A 15,853-nucleotide genomic window follows, 5' to 3' on the forward strand; every position below is an offset into this window, starting at 1 on the left:
TCAACGGAATGTTTACTTTACGTCTTCGAGGGCCTGGGCCAGCGGTACATAAAACTCGTCGAACAGTGCATTGACCGCATCCCGCGACTCATCAGTGACGAACCCGGCTTCCAGCACCAACACCTGATACACGCCGCGTTTAACGGCTTGCTCGCTGAGGTGGTTGGAATTCTCGCGGGTGGTGCACAGAAAGCGCACCCACGAGGTCAGGATGATCCACGCGTTGAGGGTCAGGGATTCAATCTGCACACGATCCATCTTGAGGATGCCGGCGGCGACAAAGCCTTCGTAGATCGCCGCGCCCTGAATCACGCAGCGCTGGGAAAAGCGCCGGTAACGCGCGGCCAGTTCCGGGTCGCTGTCGAGCAAATGTTCAAGGTCGCGGTGCAGAAAGCGGTAACCCCACATCGCCGAGAGCAGTTCCTTGAGATAGAAACGCTTGTCTTCGACCGTCGCGGCACGCCCCTGCGGCGGGCGCAGAAAGCTGTCCACCAAGGCTTCGTACTCGCTGAACAGCACCGAGATAATCGCCTGCTTGTTGGGGAAGTGGTAGTACAGGTTGCCCGGAGAAATCTCCATATGGGCGGCAATGTGGTTGGTGCTGATGCTGCGCTCGCCCTGCTGATTGAACAGCTCGAGGCTGTTCTGCACGATGCGCTCGCTAGTTTTTATTCGTGGGGCCATGGCTTGAGCTTTAATTCAGAGTGCGGTGAGGGGCATCTTACGACCTATCCGGAAATGGATAAAACAAAGCTGCACACGGAAGTCATTTGACTTTATAGAGCATAGACTCTAAAAAGTTCATCACTACAATAAATCCGGAGCCTACGATGACTGCCGATATTGCCTACCTGCAAACGCTGCAACAGCCCCTGGAAGAGCTCGACCGGTTATTCGAGGCGCAACGGGCCGCATACGCCGCCAACCCGATGCCGCCCGCCGCGCAGCGCCAGCAATGGCTGAAGTCGTTGCGCGACCTGCTGAGCAATGAACGTCAGGCTTTGATCGAGGCGATCAGCGCGGATTTCAGTCATCGCAGTGCCGACGAAACCCTTCTCGCCGAACTGATGCCGAGCCTGCACGGCATTCACTACGCAAGCAGCCATCTCAAGGGCTGGATGAAGGATTCGCGGCGCAAGGTCGGCGTGGCATTCCAGCCGGCTTCGGCGAAAGTCGTGTACCAGCCGTTGGGCGTAGTCGGCGTGATCGTGCCGTGGAATTACCCGTTGTATCTGGCCATCGGCCCGCTGGTCGGCGCGCTGGCAGCGGGCAACCGGGTGATGCTCAAACTCAGTGAATCGACCCCGGCCACCGGGCAGTTGATGAAGGAATTGTTCGCGCGCATCTTCCCCGAAGATCTGGTCTGCGTGGTGCTCGGCGAGGCCGACATCGGCGTGGCATTTTCCCGTCTGCGTTTCGATCATTTGCTGTTCACCGGCGCCACCAGCATCGGCAAACATGTCATGCGCGCAGCCGCGGAAAACCTGACGCCGGTCACTCTGGAGCTGGGCGGCAAGTCGCCGGCCATCGTCTCCCGCGACGTGCCGCTGAAGGACGCCGCCGAGCGCATCGCCTTCGGCAAAACCCTCAATGCCGGGCAAACCTGCGTCGCTCCAGACTACGTTTTGGTGCCGGAAGACCGCGTCGGCGGCTTCGTCGAAGCCTATCGCCAAGCGGTGCAGAGCTTCTATCCAACCCTCGCCGATAACCCGGATTACACGGCGATCATCAACGAACGCCAATTGGCCCGGCTCAACAGTTACGTCAGCGATGCGACCAGCAAAGGCGCGCTGTTGATTCCGCTCTTCGAACAAGGTCAGGGCCGACGCATGCCGCACAGCGTGCTGCTGAATGTCAGCGACGACATGACCGTGATGCAGGACGAAATCTTCGGCCCGTTGCTGCCGATCGTGCCCTACCGCGATCTGGAGCAGGCATTCGCTTACATCAATCAGCGCCCACGACCTCTGGCTCTTTACTACTTTGGCTACGACAAACGCGAACAAACCCGCGTGCTGCACGAAACCCATTCGGGCGGCGTGTGCCTGAACGACACGCTGCTGCACGTCGCCCAGGACGATATGCCGTTTGGCGGCATCGGCCCTTCCGGCATGGGTCATTACCACGGCCATGAAGGCTTTCTGACCTTCAGCAAGGCCAAAGGCGTGCTGATTAAACAGCGCTTCAACGCCGCCAAACTGATCTACCCGCCGTACGGCAAATCGATTCAGAAACTGATCCAGAAGCTGTTTATTCGCTAATCACTTGTCACCGCCGGGTAATAAAAACAATGCACCCAAGCCTGACCGAAACACCTGCCCTGTCGCGCCGTGGCCTGCTGAAATTCAGCCTCGGTGCCACGGCCTTCCTCGCCACCGCTGGCCTTGGTGCCAGCCTGAGTGGCTGTTCCTCCAGCGTCGCGGCCAACGGCTTCATCAGCTTGCGCGACGGCGATCTGCTGTTTCTGCGCGCGCTGATTCCAGTGATGCTCGATGGCGCCGTGGCTACTGAAAAGATGCCGAGCGCGGTGGATGGCACGCTGAAGACGCTGGATTACAGCCTCGATCACCTGTCGCCGGAAATGCTCAAACTCACTCGCCAATTGTTCGACGTGCTCGGCATGGCCGTGACGCGCGGGCCGCTCACCGGGATCTGGGGCAGTTGGGAAAATGCCAGTGCCGAGGCGATGCGCAACTTCCTCGATCGCTGGGAAAACAGTTCGTTGAGTTTGTTGAAAATGGGGCATAGCTCGTTGCAGCAAATGGTCACGATGGCCTGGTACACCCGCGCGGAATCGTGGGGGCACTGCGGCTATCCCGGGCCGCCTACCGTCTGAGACCGTGTCGCGCCCATCGCGAGCAGGCTCACTCCTACAGGGGATTGCATTCCAAATGTAGGAGTGAGCCTGCTCGCGATGAGGCCAGCAAAAACAACAAAAACAAGAGAACCTGACCGATGCCTGTACCCGACCCCTTCCGCGAAGGCCTCGCCCGAGGCTGGAAAACCTACAACGGCGCGCAACTCACCGATAACCTGACCCTGGAAGCCGACGTCGCGATCATCGGCAGCGGCGCCGGCGGTGGCACCACGGCGGAAATCCTCAGCGCCGCCGGCTACAAAGTCCTGCTGATCGAAGAAGGCCCGCTGAAAACCAGTTCCGACTTCAAAATGCTCGAAGACCAGGCCTACAGCAGCCTCTATCAGGAAGGCATCGGCCGCATGAGCAAGGACGGTGCGATCACCATCCTGCAGGGCCGCGCGGTCGGAGGCACGACGTTGATCAACTGGACATCGAGTTTCCGCACCCCGGAACCCACCCTTGAACACTGGGCCACCGAGCACAACGTCAAAGGCCACAGCGTTGCCGAGATGGCGCCGTGGTTCGAGAAAATGGAACAGCGCCTCGGCGTCGCCCCCTGGTTGGTGCCGCCCAACGCCAACAACGACGTGATCCGCAAAGGCTGCGAGCAACTCGGCTACAGCTGGCACGTGATTCCGCGCAACGTGCGCGGCTGCTGGAACCTCGGCTACTGCGGCATGGGCTGCCCGACCAACGCCAAACAATCGATGATGGTCACCACCATTCCGGCAACGTTGGAAAAGGGCGGCGAGCTGCTTTATCTGGCCCGCGCGGAAAAGCTGTTGATCAGCGGCGACAAGGTCACCGGCCTGCAATGCGTGGCGATGGACGAGCGCTGTGTCGCGCCGACCGGGCGCACCATCACGGTCAAGGCGCGGCATTACGTGCTGGCCGGCGGCGGCATCAACAGCCCGGCGTTGCTGCTGCGCTCCGATGCGCCGGATCCGCACAAGAATGTCGGTAAGCGTACATTTCTGCATCCGGTGAACATGTCGGCCGCGCGCTTCGACGAAGTGGTCAATCCGTTTTACGGGGCGCCGCAGTCGATCTACTCCGACCATTTCCAGTGGAAGGACGGCACCACCGGGCCGATGGCGTTCAAACTTGAAGTGCCGCCACTGCACCCGGCGCTGGCGGCGACGTTGCTCGGTGGTTTCGGCCAGGAGAACGCGCAGCACATGGCCGACCTGCCGCACACCCACGCCATGCTCGCCCTGCTGCGCGATGGTTTTCACCCGGACAGCAGCGGCGGCGCTGTGGAATTACGCGGTGACGGCACGCCGGTGCTCGACTATCAGGTTTCGCCCTACGCCTGGGAAGGTTTGCGCAAAGCGTTCCACGTCATGGCCGAGATCCAGTTTGCTGGCGGCGCAAAATCGGTGATGCCGATGCACGCCGACGCGCGTTACGTGAAAACCCTGGCCGAAGCCCGAACGCTGATCGATGGCCTGAGCCTTGAGCTGTACCGCACACGATTGGGCAGCGCCCACGTCATGGGCGGTTGCGCGATGGGCGAAGAGGCGAAATCGGCGGTCACTGACAGCCTCGGCCGCCATCATCAACTGAGCAATCTGTCGATCCACGACGGCTCGTTGTTCCCCACCAGCATTGGCGCCAACCCGCAGTTGTCGGTGTATGGCCTCACTGCGCAACTGGCGACCGCCCTCGCCGATCGATTGAAAAACCCATGAAAAAACCGATTATTCCCGTCGTCTATAGTGCTTTCTTACCCAACAGGCGACTTTCCCGACCGGGGCGGCTGCGATACCATCCGACTCCCCAACGGACTCCCGCCAGGACGACGCGATGAACCGAGTGTTGTACCCAGGTACCTTCGACCCTATTACCAAGGGCCATGGCGATCTGGTCGAACGCGCCTCGCGCCTGTTCGATCACGTGATCATTGCGGTCGCCGCCAGCCCGAAGAAAAACCCGCTGTTCCCGCTGGAACAACGGGTTGAACTGGCTCGCGAGGTCACCAAACACCTGCCGAACGTGGAAGTGGTCGGTTTCTCGACGCTGCTCGCGCATTTCGCCAAAGAGCAGAACGCCAACGTGTTCCTGCGTGGTTTGCGCGCGGTGTCGGACTTCGAATACGAATTCCAGCTGGCCAACATGAACCGCCAGTTGGCGCCGGATGTGGAGAGCCTGTTTCTCACGCCGTCCGAGCGTTACTCGTTCATTTCTTCGACGCTGGTGCGGGAAATTGCTGCGCTGGGCGGCGACATCACCAAGTTCGTCCACCCTGCCGTGGCCGACGCCCTGACCCTACGCTTCAAAAAGTAGGAGCTGCCGAAGGCTGCGATCTTTTGATCTTGATCGCAGCCACGCACAGCAGTTGATCGCAGCAACGTGCACTGCGCTCGCCAATGCGGCACAATTGCGCGCATTGATTTATAGCGCCCGGGCCTGCCGCCCCGGCTGGAGTTAGCATGTCCCTGATCATCACCGACGATTGCATCAACTGCGACGTCTGCGAACCCGAGTGCCCGAACGCCGCCATCTCCCAAGGCGAAGAGATCTACGTGATCGACCCGAACCTGTGCACCCAGTGCGTCGGCCACTACGACGAACCGCAGTGCCAACAGGTCTGCCCGGTGGATTGCATCCCACTGGATGAAGCGCACCCGGAGACTGAAGAACAGTTGATGGAGAAATATCGCATCATCACCGGCAAGGCCTGAATCGCTAAAAAGATCGCAGCCTTCGGCAGCTCCTACACAGGATCGCGTTCTCCTGTAGGAGCTGCCGAAGGCTGCGATCTTTTGATCTTGCCCTTCACTCGCGCTGCTCAAACCCCTCCCCCGTACACCCCAGACACCTTACAAACGCCGCCCGCGCCGGATCCACCACCAGCGCCTGCCCCGCATCGCCAATCCCGCCACCCAGCGCGGTAAACGGCAACGACACCACAAACGCCCCCGCACCAATCACCGTCGCCACCACCAATAACGGTCGGGCAATCAGCAAGTCGCCGATCATGGCGTAGGCAGGCGGGTTTTGAATGGTGTAGCGCGGGTCGCCGCTGCCGCTTTCCGTGGCCTGAACCGCCAGGCTGGAACACAGCAGCAACGTGACAAAGAGGACTTGCAGGGATTTCATGGCACGATCCTTCGGGCTGAACAGTGAGTCACCTCACTATAGACCCCAGGACTTTTTCAGCTCTGGCAGCGTGGGCAAAACACACTGGCGCGCTGGCCGAGCTTCACTTCGCGCAGCCCGGTGCCGCAGACCTTGCAGTGCTCACCACCGCGGCCATAGACAAACAGTTCCTGCTGGAAATACCCCGGCTGACCGTCGCCACCAATAAAATCGCGCAACGTCGTGCCGCCACGTTCGATGGCCGCGGCGAGGATGCGTTTGATCTCGATCGCCAGCTTCAGATAGCGTCCACGGGAAATGCCACCGGCCTCGCGGCGCGGATCGATGCCGGCGGCGAACAGCGCTTCCGTCGCATAAATATTGCCGACGCCGACCACGATTGCGTTGTCCATGATGAACGGCTTGACCGCCATCGACCGCCCGCGTGACAGCTGGAACAAGCGCTCGCCATCGAACAGATCGGTCAACGGCTCCGGCCCGAGGCGAATCAGCAATTCATGGTTGAGCGGATCGGTGCTCCACAGCATCGCTCCGAACCGGCGCGGATCGGTGTAGCGCAGCGCCAGCCCCGACTCCAGTTCGATGTCGACGTGCTCATGCTTGAGCGCCGGCAGCCCTGCTTCGACCAGACGCAAATTGCCCGACATGCCCAAATGGCTGATCAACGTGCCGACTTCAGCGTTGATCAACAAATATTTGGCACGCCGCTCGACCAACACAATGCGCTGCCCGGACAGGCGCACATCGAGGTCTTCGGGGATCGGCCAGCGCAACCGCCGGTCACGCACGATCACTCGGCTGACACGCTGGCCTTCCAGATGCGGGGCAATCCCGCGACGGGTGGTTTCGACTTCCGGCAGTTCAGGCATGGTGTCCTCGAATCAATGCGCGCCGAGGTCGCGAATCGTTTGTTTGAGGGTTTCGAAATCGTAGTCCGACAGACCGACGTAATCGAGAATCAGCGGGCCGATGCTGTTCCACTCGTGGTCTTCGGTCTGGTTGCCCAGCACGCGATACGACGCACAAATGTGTTCGGCCATCTTCAACAGCGCCAACAGATTCTTCAACTGGCTGTTGCGCGACGACTCATCGCTGAAGATCGCCAAGGCGTTGTGGTGATTGGCGATCGCGGCACTGACATGCTCCGGCAAACGCCACGACTTCGCTGTGTAATAGCCGACCACCGCATGGTTGGTGTTGAACGTACGGTTTTCGGTATCGACCACGCGACAGGTCGGGCTGGCGTTGGCGTACGCCTCTTCCAGCACCGACATGTAATTGGGGAAACGCTGCAGCATCAACGGCACGCCGCAATCGTGGAACAGGCCCAGCGCGTAGGCTTCATCGCCGGCCTGAGTGCCGATGCGTTTGGCCAGCGTCAGGCAGGTCATCGCCACGTCTTGGGCGGTGTCCCAGAAACGGTTGAGCGTGACGATGGTGTCGTCGTTCATCTCGCCCTTGATCGACTGCGCGTTGATCAGATTGATGATCGAACGGCTGCCCAGCAGATTCACCGCGCGCTGAATCGAAGTGATCTTGTTGCTCAAGCCGTAATACGGCGAGTTGACGATTTTCAGCAACGAACCGGACAGGCCGGGATCCTGGGCGATCAGCTTGGCGATCACCTCCAGATCCGGGTCGGGCATGTACTGCTCCATTTGCAGATCCACCATGATCTGCGGTTGCGCCGGCACACTGATGCCTTGCAGCGATTGTTGAATCTGTTCGGTGGTCAGCTCTTGGGACATATGTACACACTCAGGGACAGGCGGCGATTCTAACCGCTGAGACCGCAGGGCGACACACCGACGGGCACATCGGAGGAACTTTCATTCAAGCTCAGGCTTCGGATTTGGTAAGGCGCGGCGAAAATTTTCTGGCCGCTGCGCCAACAAATTCCCACTGACTCAGGAGCTTATCGATGGCCACTTCCCTCAACGGCAAGCGCGTCGCTTTTTTGGTAACCGACGGTTTCGAACAGGTCGAACTGACCGGCCCCAAGCAAGCGCTGGAACAGGCTGGCGCACAGGTCGACATCCTCTCGGCCGAGACCGGCACGGTCAAAGGCTGGAACCACGACAAACCGGCGGATGACTTCAAGGTCGATCAGACCTTCCAGGCTGCCAGCATTGAGCAGTACGACGCGGTGGTGTTGCCGGGCGGCGTGCAGAACTCCGACACCATTCGTATCGATCAGGACGCCCAGCATCTGGTCAAGACCGGCGCCTCGGCCGGCAAACCGATCGCGGTGATCTGCCATGGCAGCTGGCTGCTGATTTCGGCGGGGCTGGTGAATGGCAAAACCATGACCAGCTATAAAACCGTCAAGGATGATCTGGTCAACGCCGGCGCACATTGGGTGGATAAAGAAGTGGTCAAGGACGGCAACCTGATCAGCAGCCGCCAGCCGGATGATATTCCGGCGTTCAGCAGAGAGCTGATCGACACATTGTCTGCTTAGCGTTCAAGGCAGTTGCTCCCACATGGGAATGCATTTCTCCTTTCACACTGATCTATTGTGGCGAGGGGATTTATCCCCGATCGGCTGCGCAGCAGTCGCAAAACCTGACAGCGCGGTGTATCAGACATACCGTGTCAGATGGATTTGGGACGGCTGCGCCGTCCAACGGGGATAAATCCCCTCGCCACAAGTAAATCCCATCGCCGCTGGAACGCACCACATGTCCATTTGCCGGCCAATCAGCCGGCCTGACGCGCTATACTCCCGCTCTTTTTTCCGGAGCGACGTCATGTCCCTGCCTAGCCTGCGCCTCAAAGCCAACGCCGACCGTCGCCTGCGCAACGGCCACCTGTGGGTCTACAGCAACGAAATCGATGTGGCCGCCACCCCGTTGCACGGCTTCAAGGCCGGCGATCAGGCGATCCTCGAAGCCGCCGGCGGCAAGACTTTGGGCATCGTTGCGATGAGCCCGAACAACCTGATCTGCGCCCGTCTGGTGTCCCGCGACATCAAGGTGCAACTGGACAAGTCGCTGCTGGTGCACCGCCTGAACGTGGCCCTGTCGCTGCGCGATCGCCTGTTCGACAAACCGTTCTACCGTCTGGTCTACGGTGACTCCGACCTGCTGCCGGGTCTGGTGGTTGACCGTTTCGGCGACATCCTCGTAGTCCAGATCGCCTCGGCGACCATGGAAGCGCACAAAGATGACGTGATCGCAGCGCTGACCCAAGTGCTCAAGCCAAGCGGCATCCTCTTCAAGAACGACTCCGCCGCGCGTGACGCTGAAGGCCTCAATCGTTACGTCGAAACCGTGTTCGGCCTGGTACCGGAGTGGGTGGCGCTGGAAGAGAACGGCGTGAAATTCGAAGCCCCGGTCATTCAGGGTCAGAAAACCGGCTGGTTCTACGACCACCGCATGAACCGCGCACGCATGGCGCCTTACGCCAAGGGCAAACGCGTTCTCGACCTTTATAGCTACATCGGTGGCTGGGGCGTGCAAGCTGCTGCCTTCGGCGCCAGCGAAGTGTTCTGCGTCGATGCCTCGGCCTTCGCCCTCGACGGCGTTGAGCGCAACGCCGCACTGAACGGCTTTGCCGACAAGATGACCTGCATCGAAGGCGATGTTTTCGAAGCGCTGAAAGAGCTGAAAGCCAGCGAAGAGCGTTTCGACGTGATCGTTGCCGATCCGCCGGCGTTCATCAAACGCAAGAAAGACATGAAGAACGGCGAAGGCGCCTACCGTCGTCTGAACGAGCAAGCCATGCGCCTGCTCAACAAGGACGGCATCCTGATCAGCGCGTCGTGCTCGATGCACCTGCCGGAAGACGATCTGCAGAACATTCTGCTGACCAGCGCCCGTCACCTGGATCGCAACATCCAGATACTCGAGCGCGGCGGCCAGGGCCCGGATCACCCGGTGCACCCAGCCATCGCCGAAACCCGCTACATCAAAAGCATCACCTGCCGTCTGCTGCCAAATAGCTGATTGGTCAGTAAAAACGGGGGGCCCAAGGGCTCCCCGTTTGTTTTTGGGCGGTGCAAGGCCGTCTATTTCACTTCAAATCCAGCCGACTCCTACAATTAACTTCCTACAGTCTTGCAGGAATTTTCCGCGCACCTGTTAATTAGCGAAAAACAACTGACAAGTTTGTACAAGGGCCGAGATCGCTCCGACAAAATTACTGGATTTTTCCTACTTAATCTCCACTTGCCATTAATCGATTACAAACTATTATTGAGTTGTCACCACGAGGTGGCATTCAATCTTAATGAACAAGGAGTTCATACTATGAAAGCAATTACTCTGGAAACCAACAAAATCGCAAACCTCGCTTTTCTGGTTGCGCCTAAAGCCCGCTAAGTAAGTCAGGACGCTGGGGAGTGCCGGCACCCCAGCGTCCATCAGCCCTTTCCAGAGTGAAGCATTGAACATGCACATCAATCCGTACTTATTCATATTGCCGCGCACGCCCGGACAAATCGTCTGGAACTATAAAGAACACACTCAACATGAACTTGATCTTGATTACGCTTCAAGACTGGCGAAACTTATCGACAACCCGAACGCATTCGACAGTCGCAACATAATAGACATACAACTTTTAAGCGTGGGAATTTTAACCATTGCAAAAATAGACAACCCGCCTTGGGGCTGGGATGAGTTATCCAAGATATTTCATATAGGCACGCAGAACATTCCCTGCGAAGCGACACCCAAGAATATTAATGAATGGTCCAGACAATATCTGGATCATTGCAATGACGTACTGAGCAAACCACCGCCCGATAAAGAGCGCCCCACGCTGGAAGGCGCGCGACGCATCGCGCTGCCGGCGCCTGCCGTGCTGAGCAACGACCGCTTGGGAAACGTCCTGCGCCAGCGCAAAACCAGTCGTTCCTTTACCGGTGGAGCGGTCACGATGAATGACGTTTCCACCCTGCTCTATCTTTCCCTCGGTTATCTGCACGAACGCCAGCAGGATCGTGACAGCAGTATCGCCCTCGGGCTTGATGCCCGTCGCAGCAGTCCTTCCGGCGGCGGTTTGAATGCGTGCGAAGGTTTTGCGCTGGTGCAGAACGTCAGCGGCCTGAAACCCGGCATCTACGCCTATCACCCGGTAGAGCACGCCTTGAGCCTGATAAACCCGCTGCCCGACTCGGCGCTGGGTCAACTGCTCGGCGGACAACACTTCATCAATAACTTGCCGCTGGGCCTGTTCATTACCGCGCGTTTCGACAAGCTCTGGTGGAAATATGAACACTCACGCGCCTATCGCATGGCGTTCGTGGAGGCTGGGCACTTGTCGCAATCCTTTCAGTTGGTTGCCACGGCCCTCGGTCTCGGCACCTGGCTGACCGGCGCGTTCTCTGATGATCAGGTTGAAGCCCTGCTGAAAATTACCGGCAGCGCGGAACAACCGTTGTTCTTCGTCGGTTGCGGCGCCAGCGACGGTCAAGCGATGTGTCAGGAAATGCAGGCGCTGTTGCTGGAGGTGCAAGCATGAACGCAATCACCTCCGACCAACTGGAAGCCTCAGTGTCATGGGCGCACAAGTTCACCCTCGATGACTGGAACGGCCGCGCATCGGTGCGCACTTCTCAACACACCTATCAATTGCCGGATGACCTGCAAGAACAGCTGAAAACCCGCCACTGGTTTCCCCCGGCCTTTTTGCCGTACCTCTCACACCCGGCCATTCGGGCGGCTGGCAGCGAGGTCATACAACGGCTGACGGCCAATCATCTGGTGCATTTCCTCGACTACACCACGCTGCTCGAACACCGCATCGTCAACCGCGCAGTGGAAACCATCGTCCACGGCGAGTTGCCTGCCTTCGTGCCCTCGCGCATGAAAAACGCGGCGCTGCAGCTGTACACCGACGAGGGCTATCACGCGCTGTTCTCCAGTCAACTGGCCGAGCAGATCGCCAGCCAGTACGGCATTACCGAGCGCCCGGTGATGCCCATGCGCATTACCCAGCTGAACACCGCGATTACCCGAGTGCCCGAGACGGATCGCCCACTCGCGTGGTTTCTGCTCGGCTTCGTCTCAGAGACGATCATTGCCCGGGAGTTGCTCGAGGTTTGCCGTGACACGCTGGTCTCCAGCGTCAGCGACATGCTGCGCGATCACCTCGCCGACGAGGCCCGTCACAGCCGCTATTTTTCAGAAGTGTTCCATTACCTGTGGCTGACCCTGAACAGCCGTCAGCGCACCTTCAGCGCCAGAATGCTCCTGGAGTTCCTGCGAATCTTTTTCGAAGTCGACGAGCGCTGGCTGAAACAGAGCCTGCGCAGTGTCGGGATTGCCGACGACGTCATTCGCAAAATCCTCGACGGATTGATCAGCCCCAGAGCCAGTCGTCAGCGCACCAGGGCCGGGGCGAAGGCAACGCTGGAGGCGATGACAAAAGCAGGATTTTTTGCCCTCATCAATAACCGCAAACTGTTCGCCAAGGCAGGCCTGGTCGATGAATAGAGGAAAAGCCGCAGTGACCGCCGGGCAACGCCGCGGCGCGGTCAGTCTGTTGATGGCGATGGTGCTGCTGGGGGTGTTTCCGCTGGATGTGCTGCTGCCATCGTTTCCGGCACTGGCCGAGCACTTTCGCACCACTCCAGCCAACATTGCGCTGTCGATCAGCCTGTTTGCGGTGGGCATCGCTTTTGCGCAACTGCTGATCGGGCCGCTGTCGGATGCCATCGGGCGCAAGGGTTTGCTACTTGTGGGCATGAGCATTTCGATGCTCGGTGCCCTCGGCTGCGTAAGCACCAGCGACTACACACTGTTCCTGATATTCCGCGTGATGCAGGCCCTGGGCTGTGGCTGTTTCGTGTTGTCGCAGGCCTTGGTGCAGGATCTGTTCGAAGGCGAGCAGCGCGATCGGCTGCGGATCCTGATGGTCACCGCCTCTGGGATTTTCATCTCGGTATCGCCGCTGGCCGGCACCTTCCTGCAGGCCACGCTTGGCTGGCGCGGCAGCTTCTGGGTGTTTATCGGGTTGGCCGCCGTGGTGCTGATCAAGGCGTGGCTGTTTCTGGACAACAGCCGGCCGTCTCACAGCGGCGCTCGCCCCGGCTTCATTCGCTCTTATCGGCGAGTGCTGGGCGACTTCGAATTCGTCAGCTACTGGCTGATATCCGCGTTCGCCTTCGCCTGCCACTTTTCCTTCATCGTGATTTCGCCGCTGATCTTCATGGATCAACTGCAAATGGCGCCTTATGACTTTTCACTGATTCTGTTGATCTACGGCGCGGCCTACATCGTCGGTGGGCTCGTTGCCACAGTCCTCAGCCGACGAATCAAACCCGGCCAGCAAATGCTGGTCGGGCTTGGCCTGATCCTGCTGTCGGGGCTGGCGATGCTGTACCTGTCGTCGAACTTCGCGTTGACGCCAGCGACCGTGCTGATTCCGATGCTGATCTGCACCGCCGGCACCACCATCGCGCGCCCGGCCGCCACGTCGAAAGCCATGGGCCTGTTCCCCGAACTTGCCGGCACCTCGGCGGCGGCCGGCAGTACCCTCACTTTTATCTGCGGCGGCCTTATCAGCGCATTGATCAGCCTGAGCCCGGCCAACCTGCAAGCCACGCTGGGTTACAGCTTTGTCCTGCTCAGTGGCGTGGCGCTGGCGTTGAACAGCCGGATCAGCCGTCGCGCGAGAATCCATGAAAGCCATGCCATGACGCAGCCGGGCGGTGATTAAAGCTGCCGGTCGTCATGCCACACACGCCGTCGGCACTGGAACAACACTTTGCGCCATTCCCTCCAGACGCCAGCGGTGTAGAATCGGCAGATTCATCGCCATTCATCCCCGGCGGGTTTATGAGCTCAGGCTGAGACCAGCGGCGATCCCGCAACGTCATCGGCAACTTCCGGACACACGGCCATTTCTGAGTGTTCCAGAGGTCAATAGAAGCTCACTCCCATTTAGTACCTGATTAGCCGCCCGGAGTGCTCCATGCCAGATTATCGCTCGAAAACATCCACCCACGGCCGCAACATGGCCGGCGCCCGCGCACTGTGGCGCGCCACGGGGATGAAAGATGACGACTTCAAAAAGCCGATCATCGCCATTGCCAACTCGTTCACCCAGTTCGTACCGGGCCACGTGCATCTGAAGGATCTGGGCCAACTGGTCGCCCGCGAAATCGAACGCGCTGGCGGTGTAGCGAAAGAATTCAACACCATCGCCGTGGATGACGGCATCGCCATGGGTCACGACGGCATGCTGTACTCGCTGCCGAGCCGCGAGATCATCGCCGACTCCGTCGAATACATGGTCAACGCCCACTGCGCCGACGCCATCGTGTGCATTTCCAACTGCGACAAGATCACCCCGGGCATGTTGATGGCTGCCTTGCGCCTGAACATTCCGGTGATCTTCGTTTCCGGCGGCCCGATGGAAGCCGGCAAGACCAAACTCGCCTCCCACGGCCTCGACCTCGTCGATGCCATGGTGATTGCCGCCGACGAAAGCGCTTCTGACGAGAAAGTCGCTGAGTACGAGCGCAGCGCCTGCCCGACGTGCGGTTCGTGCTCCGGCATGTTCACCGCCAACTCGATGAACTGCCTGACCGAAGCACTGGGTCTGGCATTGCCGGGCAACGGTTCGACTCTCGCCACTCACAGCGACCGCGAACAGTTGTTCCTGCAGGCTGGCCGCACCATCGTCGAGCTGTGCAAGCGCTACTACGGCGAGAACGACGAATCGGTACTGCCGCGTAACATTGCCAACTTCAAGGCGTTCGAGAACGCGATGACGCTCGACATCGCCATGGGCGGTTCGACCAACACCATCCTGCACTTGCTCGCTGCCGCCCAGGAAGCCGAGATCGATTTCGACCTGCGCGACATCGACCGTCTTTCGCGCACTGTTCCGCAGCTGTGCAAAGTCGCGCCGAACATCCAGAAGTACCACATGGAAGACGTGCACCGCGCTGGCGGTATCTTCAGCATCCTCGGTTCGCTGGCCCGTGGCGGTCTGCTGCACACCGACCTGCCGACCGTGCACAGCCGCAGCATGGAAGAAGGCATCGCCAAGTGGGACATCACCCAGACTGACGATGAAGCCGTGCACCACTTCTTCAAGGCCGGCCCTGCCGGTATTCCGACGCAGACGGCGTTCAGCCAGTCGACCCGTTGGGAAACCCTCGATGACGACCGTGAAAACGGCTGCATCCGCAGCGTCGAACACGCCTATTCGCAAGAAGGTGGTTTGGCCGTGCTGTACGGCAACATTGCTCTCGATGGCTGCGTGGTGAAAACCGCTGGTGTCGACGAGTCGATCCACGTCTTCGAAGGCAACGCGAAGATCTTCGAAAGCCAAGACAGCGCCGTACGCGGCATCCTCGCTGACGAAGTGAAGGCTGGCGACATCGTCATCATTCGCTACGAAGGCCCGAAAGGCGGCCCGGGCATGCAGGAAATGCTCTACCCGACTTCGTACCTGAAATCCAAAGGTCTGGGCAAAGCCTGCGCATTGCTCACCGACGGTCGTTTCTCCGGCGGTACGTCCGGCCTGTCCATCGGTCACGCTTCGCCAGAAGCAGCGGCCGGCGGCGCGATCGGTCTGGTGCAGGACGGCGACAAAGTGCTGATCGACATCCCTAACCGCTCGATCAACCTGTTGGTCAGCGACGAAGAACTGGCGGCACGCCGCGCCGAACAGGACAAGAAAGGCTGGAAACCGGTCGAGATTCGTCCACGCAAAGTGACCACCGCCCTCAAGGCCTACGCCCTGCTGGCGACCAGCGCCGACAAAGGTGCGGTGCGTAACAAAGCGATGCTTGACGGGCTGTAAGCATCAAATCGCAGCAATAAAAATGCCCCGCCAAGTGCGGGGCATTTTTTTGTTTGAAGAATGAAAACCCGATCCCTGTAGGAGCTGCCGAAGGCTGCGATCTTTTGATCTTGCCCTTAAATCAAGATC

The 15,853-nt window shown here is 59.5% G+C and carries 15 protein-coding genes; 11 read left to right on the top strand and 4 right to left on the bottom strand.

Translation table 11 applies throughout. The annotated features are described in order from the left end of the window. Positions 1-12 precede the first annotated feature (12 nt). Positions 13-684, bottom strand: coding sequence for a TetR/AcrR family transcriptional regulator (locus tag AD669_RS25585; protein WP_053124733.1), 672 nt, complete (start codon positions 682-684; stop codon positions 13-15). A gap of 128 nt (positions 685-812) precedes the next feature. On the opposite strand from AD669_RS25585, the gene AD669_RS25590 reads away from it, so the two are divergent. The 5 genes from AD669_RS25590 (at position 813) to AD669_RS25610 (ending at position 5,544) form a co-directional block, all read left to right on the top strand. Beyond that, complete coding sequence (locus tag AD669_RS25590) at positions 813-2,261, top strand: coniferyl aldehyde dehydrogenase (protein ID WP_305728908.1); 1,449 nt, start codon at positions 813-815, stop codon at positions 2,259-2,261. 29 nt (positions 2,262-2,290) lie between these two features. Then, the gene (locus tag AD669_RS25595) at positions 2,291-2,836 is read left to right on the top strand and encodes a hypothetical protein (RefSeq protein ID WP_053124736.1); all 546 of its coding nucleotides are present in this window, start codon (positions 2,291-2,293) and stop codon (positions 2,834-2,836) included. A 119-nt stretch (positions 2,837-2,955) separates the two neighbouring features. Next, a complete protein-coding gene (locus AD669_RS25600) occupies positions 2,956-4,551 on the top strand; it encodes a GMC family oxidoreductase N-terminal domain-containing protein (RefSeq protein WP_053124738.1) in 1,596 nt (531 codons plus the stop codon). 115 nt (positions 4,552-4,666) lie between these two features. Continuing rightward, positions 4,667-5,146 carry a pantetheine-phosphate adenylyltransferase gene (gene coaD, locus AD669_RS25605; protein WP_003176711.1) on the top strand — a complete coding sequence of 160 codons (480 nt, stop codon included), beginning with the start codon at positions 4,667-4,669 and terminating at the stop codon, positions 5,144-5,146. Positions 5,147-5,292: 146 nt separating this feature from the next. Continuing rightward, on the top strand, positions 5,293-5,544 hold the full coding sequence (locus tag AD669_RS25610; RefSeq protein WP_038358877.1) for a YfhL family 4Fe-4S dicluster ferredoxin: 252 nt from the start codon (positions 5,293-5,295) through the stop codon (positions 5,542-5,544). Positions 5,545-5,638: 94 nt separating this feature from the next. On the opposite strand, the gene AD669_RS25615 is transcribed toward AD669_RS25610, so the two are convergent. The 3 genes from AD669_RS25615 to AD669_RS25625 are packed head-to-tail and all read right to left on the bottom strand — an operon-like array spanning position 5,639 to position 7,656. Then, on the bottom strand, positions 5,639-5,962 hold the full coding sequence (locus AD669_RS25615) for a hypothetical protein (protein ID WP_053124741.1): 324 nt from the start codon (positions 5,960-5,962) through the stop codon (positions 5,639-5,641). 56 nt (positions 5,963-6,018) lie between these two features. Next, positions 6,019-6,831, bottom strand: a complete 813-nt coding sequence (mutM, locus tag AD669_RS25620) for a bifunctional DNA-formamidopyrimidine glycosylase/DNA-(apurinic or apyrimidinic site) lyase (protein WP_053124742.1) — start codon at positions 6,829-6,831, stop codon at positions 6,019-6,021. A gap of 12 nt (positions 6,832-6,843) precedes the next feature. After that, positions 6,844-7,656, bottom strand: a complete 813-nt coding sequence (locus AD669_RS25625; RefSeq protein ID WP_172680168.1) for an HDOD domain-containing protein — start codon at positions 7,654-7,656, stop codon at positions 6,844-6,846. Between the two features lie 227 nt (positions 7,657-7,883). Here AD669_RS25625 and AD669_RS25630 point away from each other — a divergent pair, with 227 nt between their 5' ends. From AD669_RS25630 to ilvD, 6 genes are all read left to right on the top strand, one after another. After that, the gene (locus AD669_RS25630) at positions 7,884-8,423 is read left to right on the top strand and encodes a type 1 glutamine amidotransferase domain-containing protein (RefSeq protein WP_053124746.1); all 540 of its coding nucleotides are present in this window, start codon (positions 7,884-7,886) and stop codon (positions 8,421-8,423) included. A gap of 289 nt (positions 8,424-8,712) precedes the next feature. Continuing rightward, complete coding sequence (locus AD669_RS25635; protein ID WP_053124748.1) at positions 8,713-9,909, top strand: class I SAM-dependent rRNA methyltransferase; 1,197 nt, start codon at positions 8,713-8,715, stop codon at positions 9,907-9,909. 445 nt (positions 9,910-10,354) lie between these two features. Continuing rightward, on the top strand, positions 10,355-11,428 hold the full coding sequence (locus AD669_RS25645; RefSeq protein WP_053124751.1) for a SagB family peptide dehydrogenase: 1,074 nt from the start codon (positions 10,355-10,357) through the stop codon (positions 11,426-11,428). Next, a complete protein-coding gene (locus tag AD669_RS25650) occupies positions 11,425-12,402 on the top strand; it encodes a diiron oxygenase (RefSeq protein ID WP_053124753.1) in 978 nt (325 codons plus the stop codon). Before AD669_RS25645 ends, AD669_RS25650 begins: the two co-directional genes overlap by 4 nt. After that, a complete protein-coding gene (locus tag AD669_RS25655; protein ID WP_053124755.1) occupies positions 12,395-13,627 on the top strand; it encodes an MFS transporter in 1,233 nt (410 codons plus the stop codon). Before AD669_RS25650 ends, AD669_RS25655 begins: the two co-directional genes overlap by 8 nt. Before the next feature lie 255 nt (positions 13,628-13,882). After that, positions 13,883-15,724, top strand: coding sequence for a dihydroxy-acid dehydratase (gene ilvD, locus AD669_RS25660; RefSeq protein ID WP_053124757.1), 1,842 nt, complete (start codon positions 13,883-13,885; stop codon positions 15,722-15,724). Positions 15,725-15,853: the final 129 nt, after the last annotated feature.

It is taken from the genome of Pseudomonas sp. P1.31 (genome assembly GCF_001269815.1).
Taxonomy (GTDB): domain Bacteria; phylum Pseudomonadota; class Gammaproteobacteria; order Pseudomonadales; family Pseudomonadaceae; genus Aquipseudomonas; species Aquipseudomonas rustica.

Excerpts from the sequence above, each read along its gene's own strand:
- AD669_RS25585 (WP_053124733.1), bottom strand. The coding sequence starts at position 684 with ATGGCCCCACGAATAAAAACTAGCGAGCGCATCGTGCAGAACAGCCTC.
- AD669_RS25630 (WP_053124746.1), top strand. The coding sequence starts at position 7,884 with ATGGCCACTTCCCTCAACGGCAAGCGCGTCGCTTTTTTGGTAACCGAC.
- ilvD (WP_053124757.1), top strand. The coding sequence starts at position 13,883 with ATGCCAGATTATCGCTCGAAAACATCCACCCACGGCCGCAACATGGCC.
- AD669_RS25650 (WP_053124753.1), top strand. The coding sequence starts at position 11,425 with ATGAACGCAATCACCTCCGACCAACTGGAAGCCTCAGTGTCATGGGCG.
- mutM (WP_053124742.1), bottom strand. The coding sequence starts at position 6,831 with ATGCCTGAACTGCCGGAAGTCGAAACCACCCGTCGCGGGATTGCCCCG.
- AD669_RS25645 (WP_053124751.1), top strand. The coding sequence starts at position 10,355 with ATGCACATCAATCCGTACTTATTCATATTGCCGCGCACGCCCGGACAA.
- AD669_RS25635 (WP_053124748.1), top strand. The coding sequence starts at position 8,713 with ATGTCCCTGCCTAGCCTGCGCCTCAAAGCCAACGCCGACCGTCGCCTG.
- AD669_RS25600 (WP_053124738.1), top strand. The coding sequence starts at position 2,956 with ATGCCTGTACCCGACCCCTTCCGCGAAGGCCTCGCCCGAGGCTGGAAA.
- AD669_RS25610 (WP_038358877.1), top strand. The coding sequence starts at position 5,293 with ATGTCCCTGATCATCACCGACGATTGCATCAACTGCGACGTCTGCGAA.
- AD669_RS25655 (WP_053124755.1), top strand. The coding sequence starts at position 12,395 with ATGAATAGAGGAAAAGCCGCAGTGACCGCCGGGCAACGCCGCGGCGCG.
- AD669_RS25615 (WP_053124741.1), bottom strand. The coding sequence starts at position 5,962 with ATGAAATCCCTGCAAGTCCTCTTTGTCACGTTGCTGCTGTGTTCCAGC.
- AD669_RS25595 (WP_053124736.1), top strand. The coding sequence starts at position 2,291 with ATGCACCCAAGCCTGACCGAAACACCTGCCCTGTCGCGCCGTGGCCTG.
- coaD (WP_003176711.1), top strand. The coding sequence starts at position 4,667 with ATGAACCGAGTGTTGTACCCAGGTACCTTCGACCCTATTACCAAGGGC.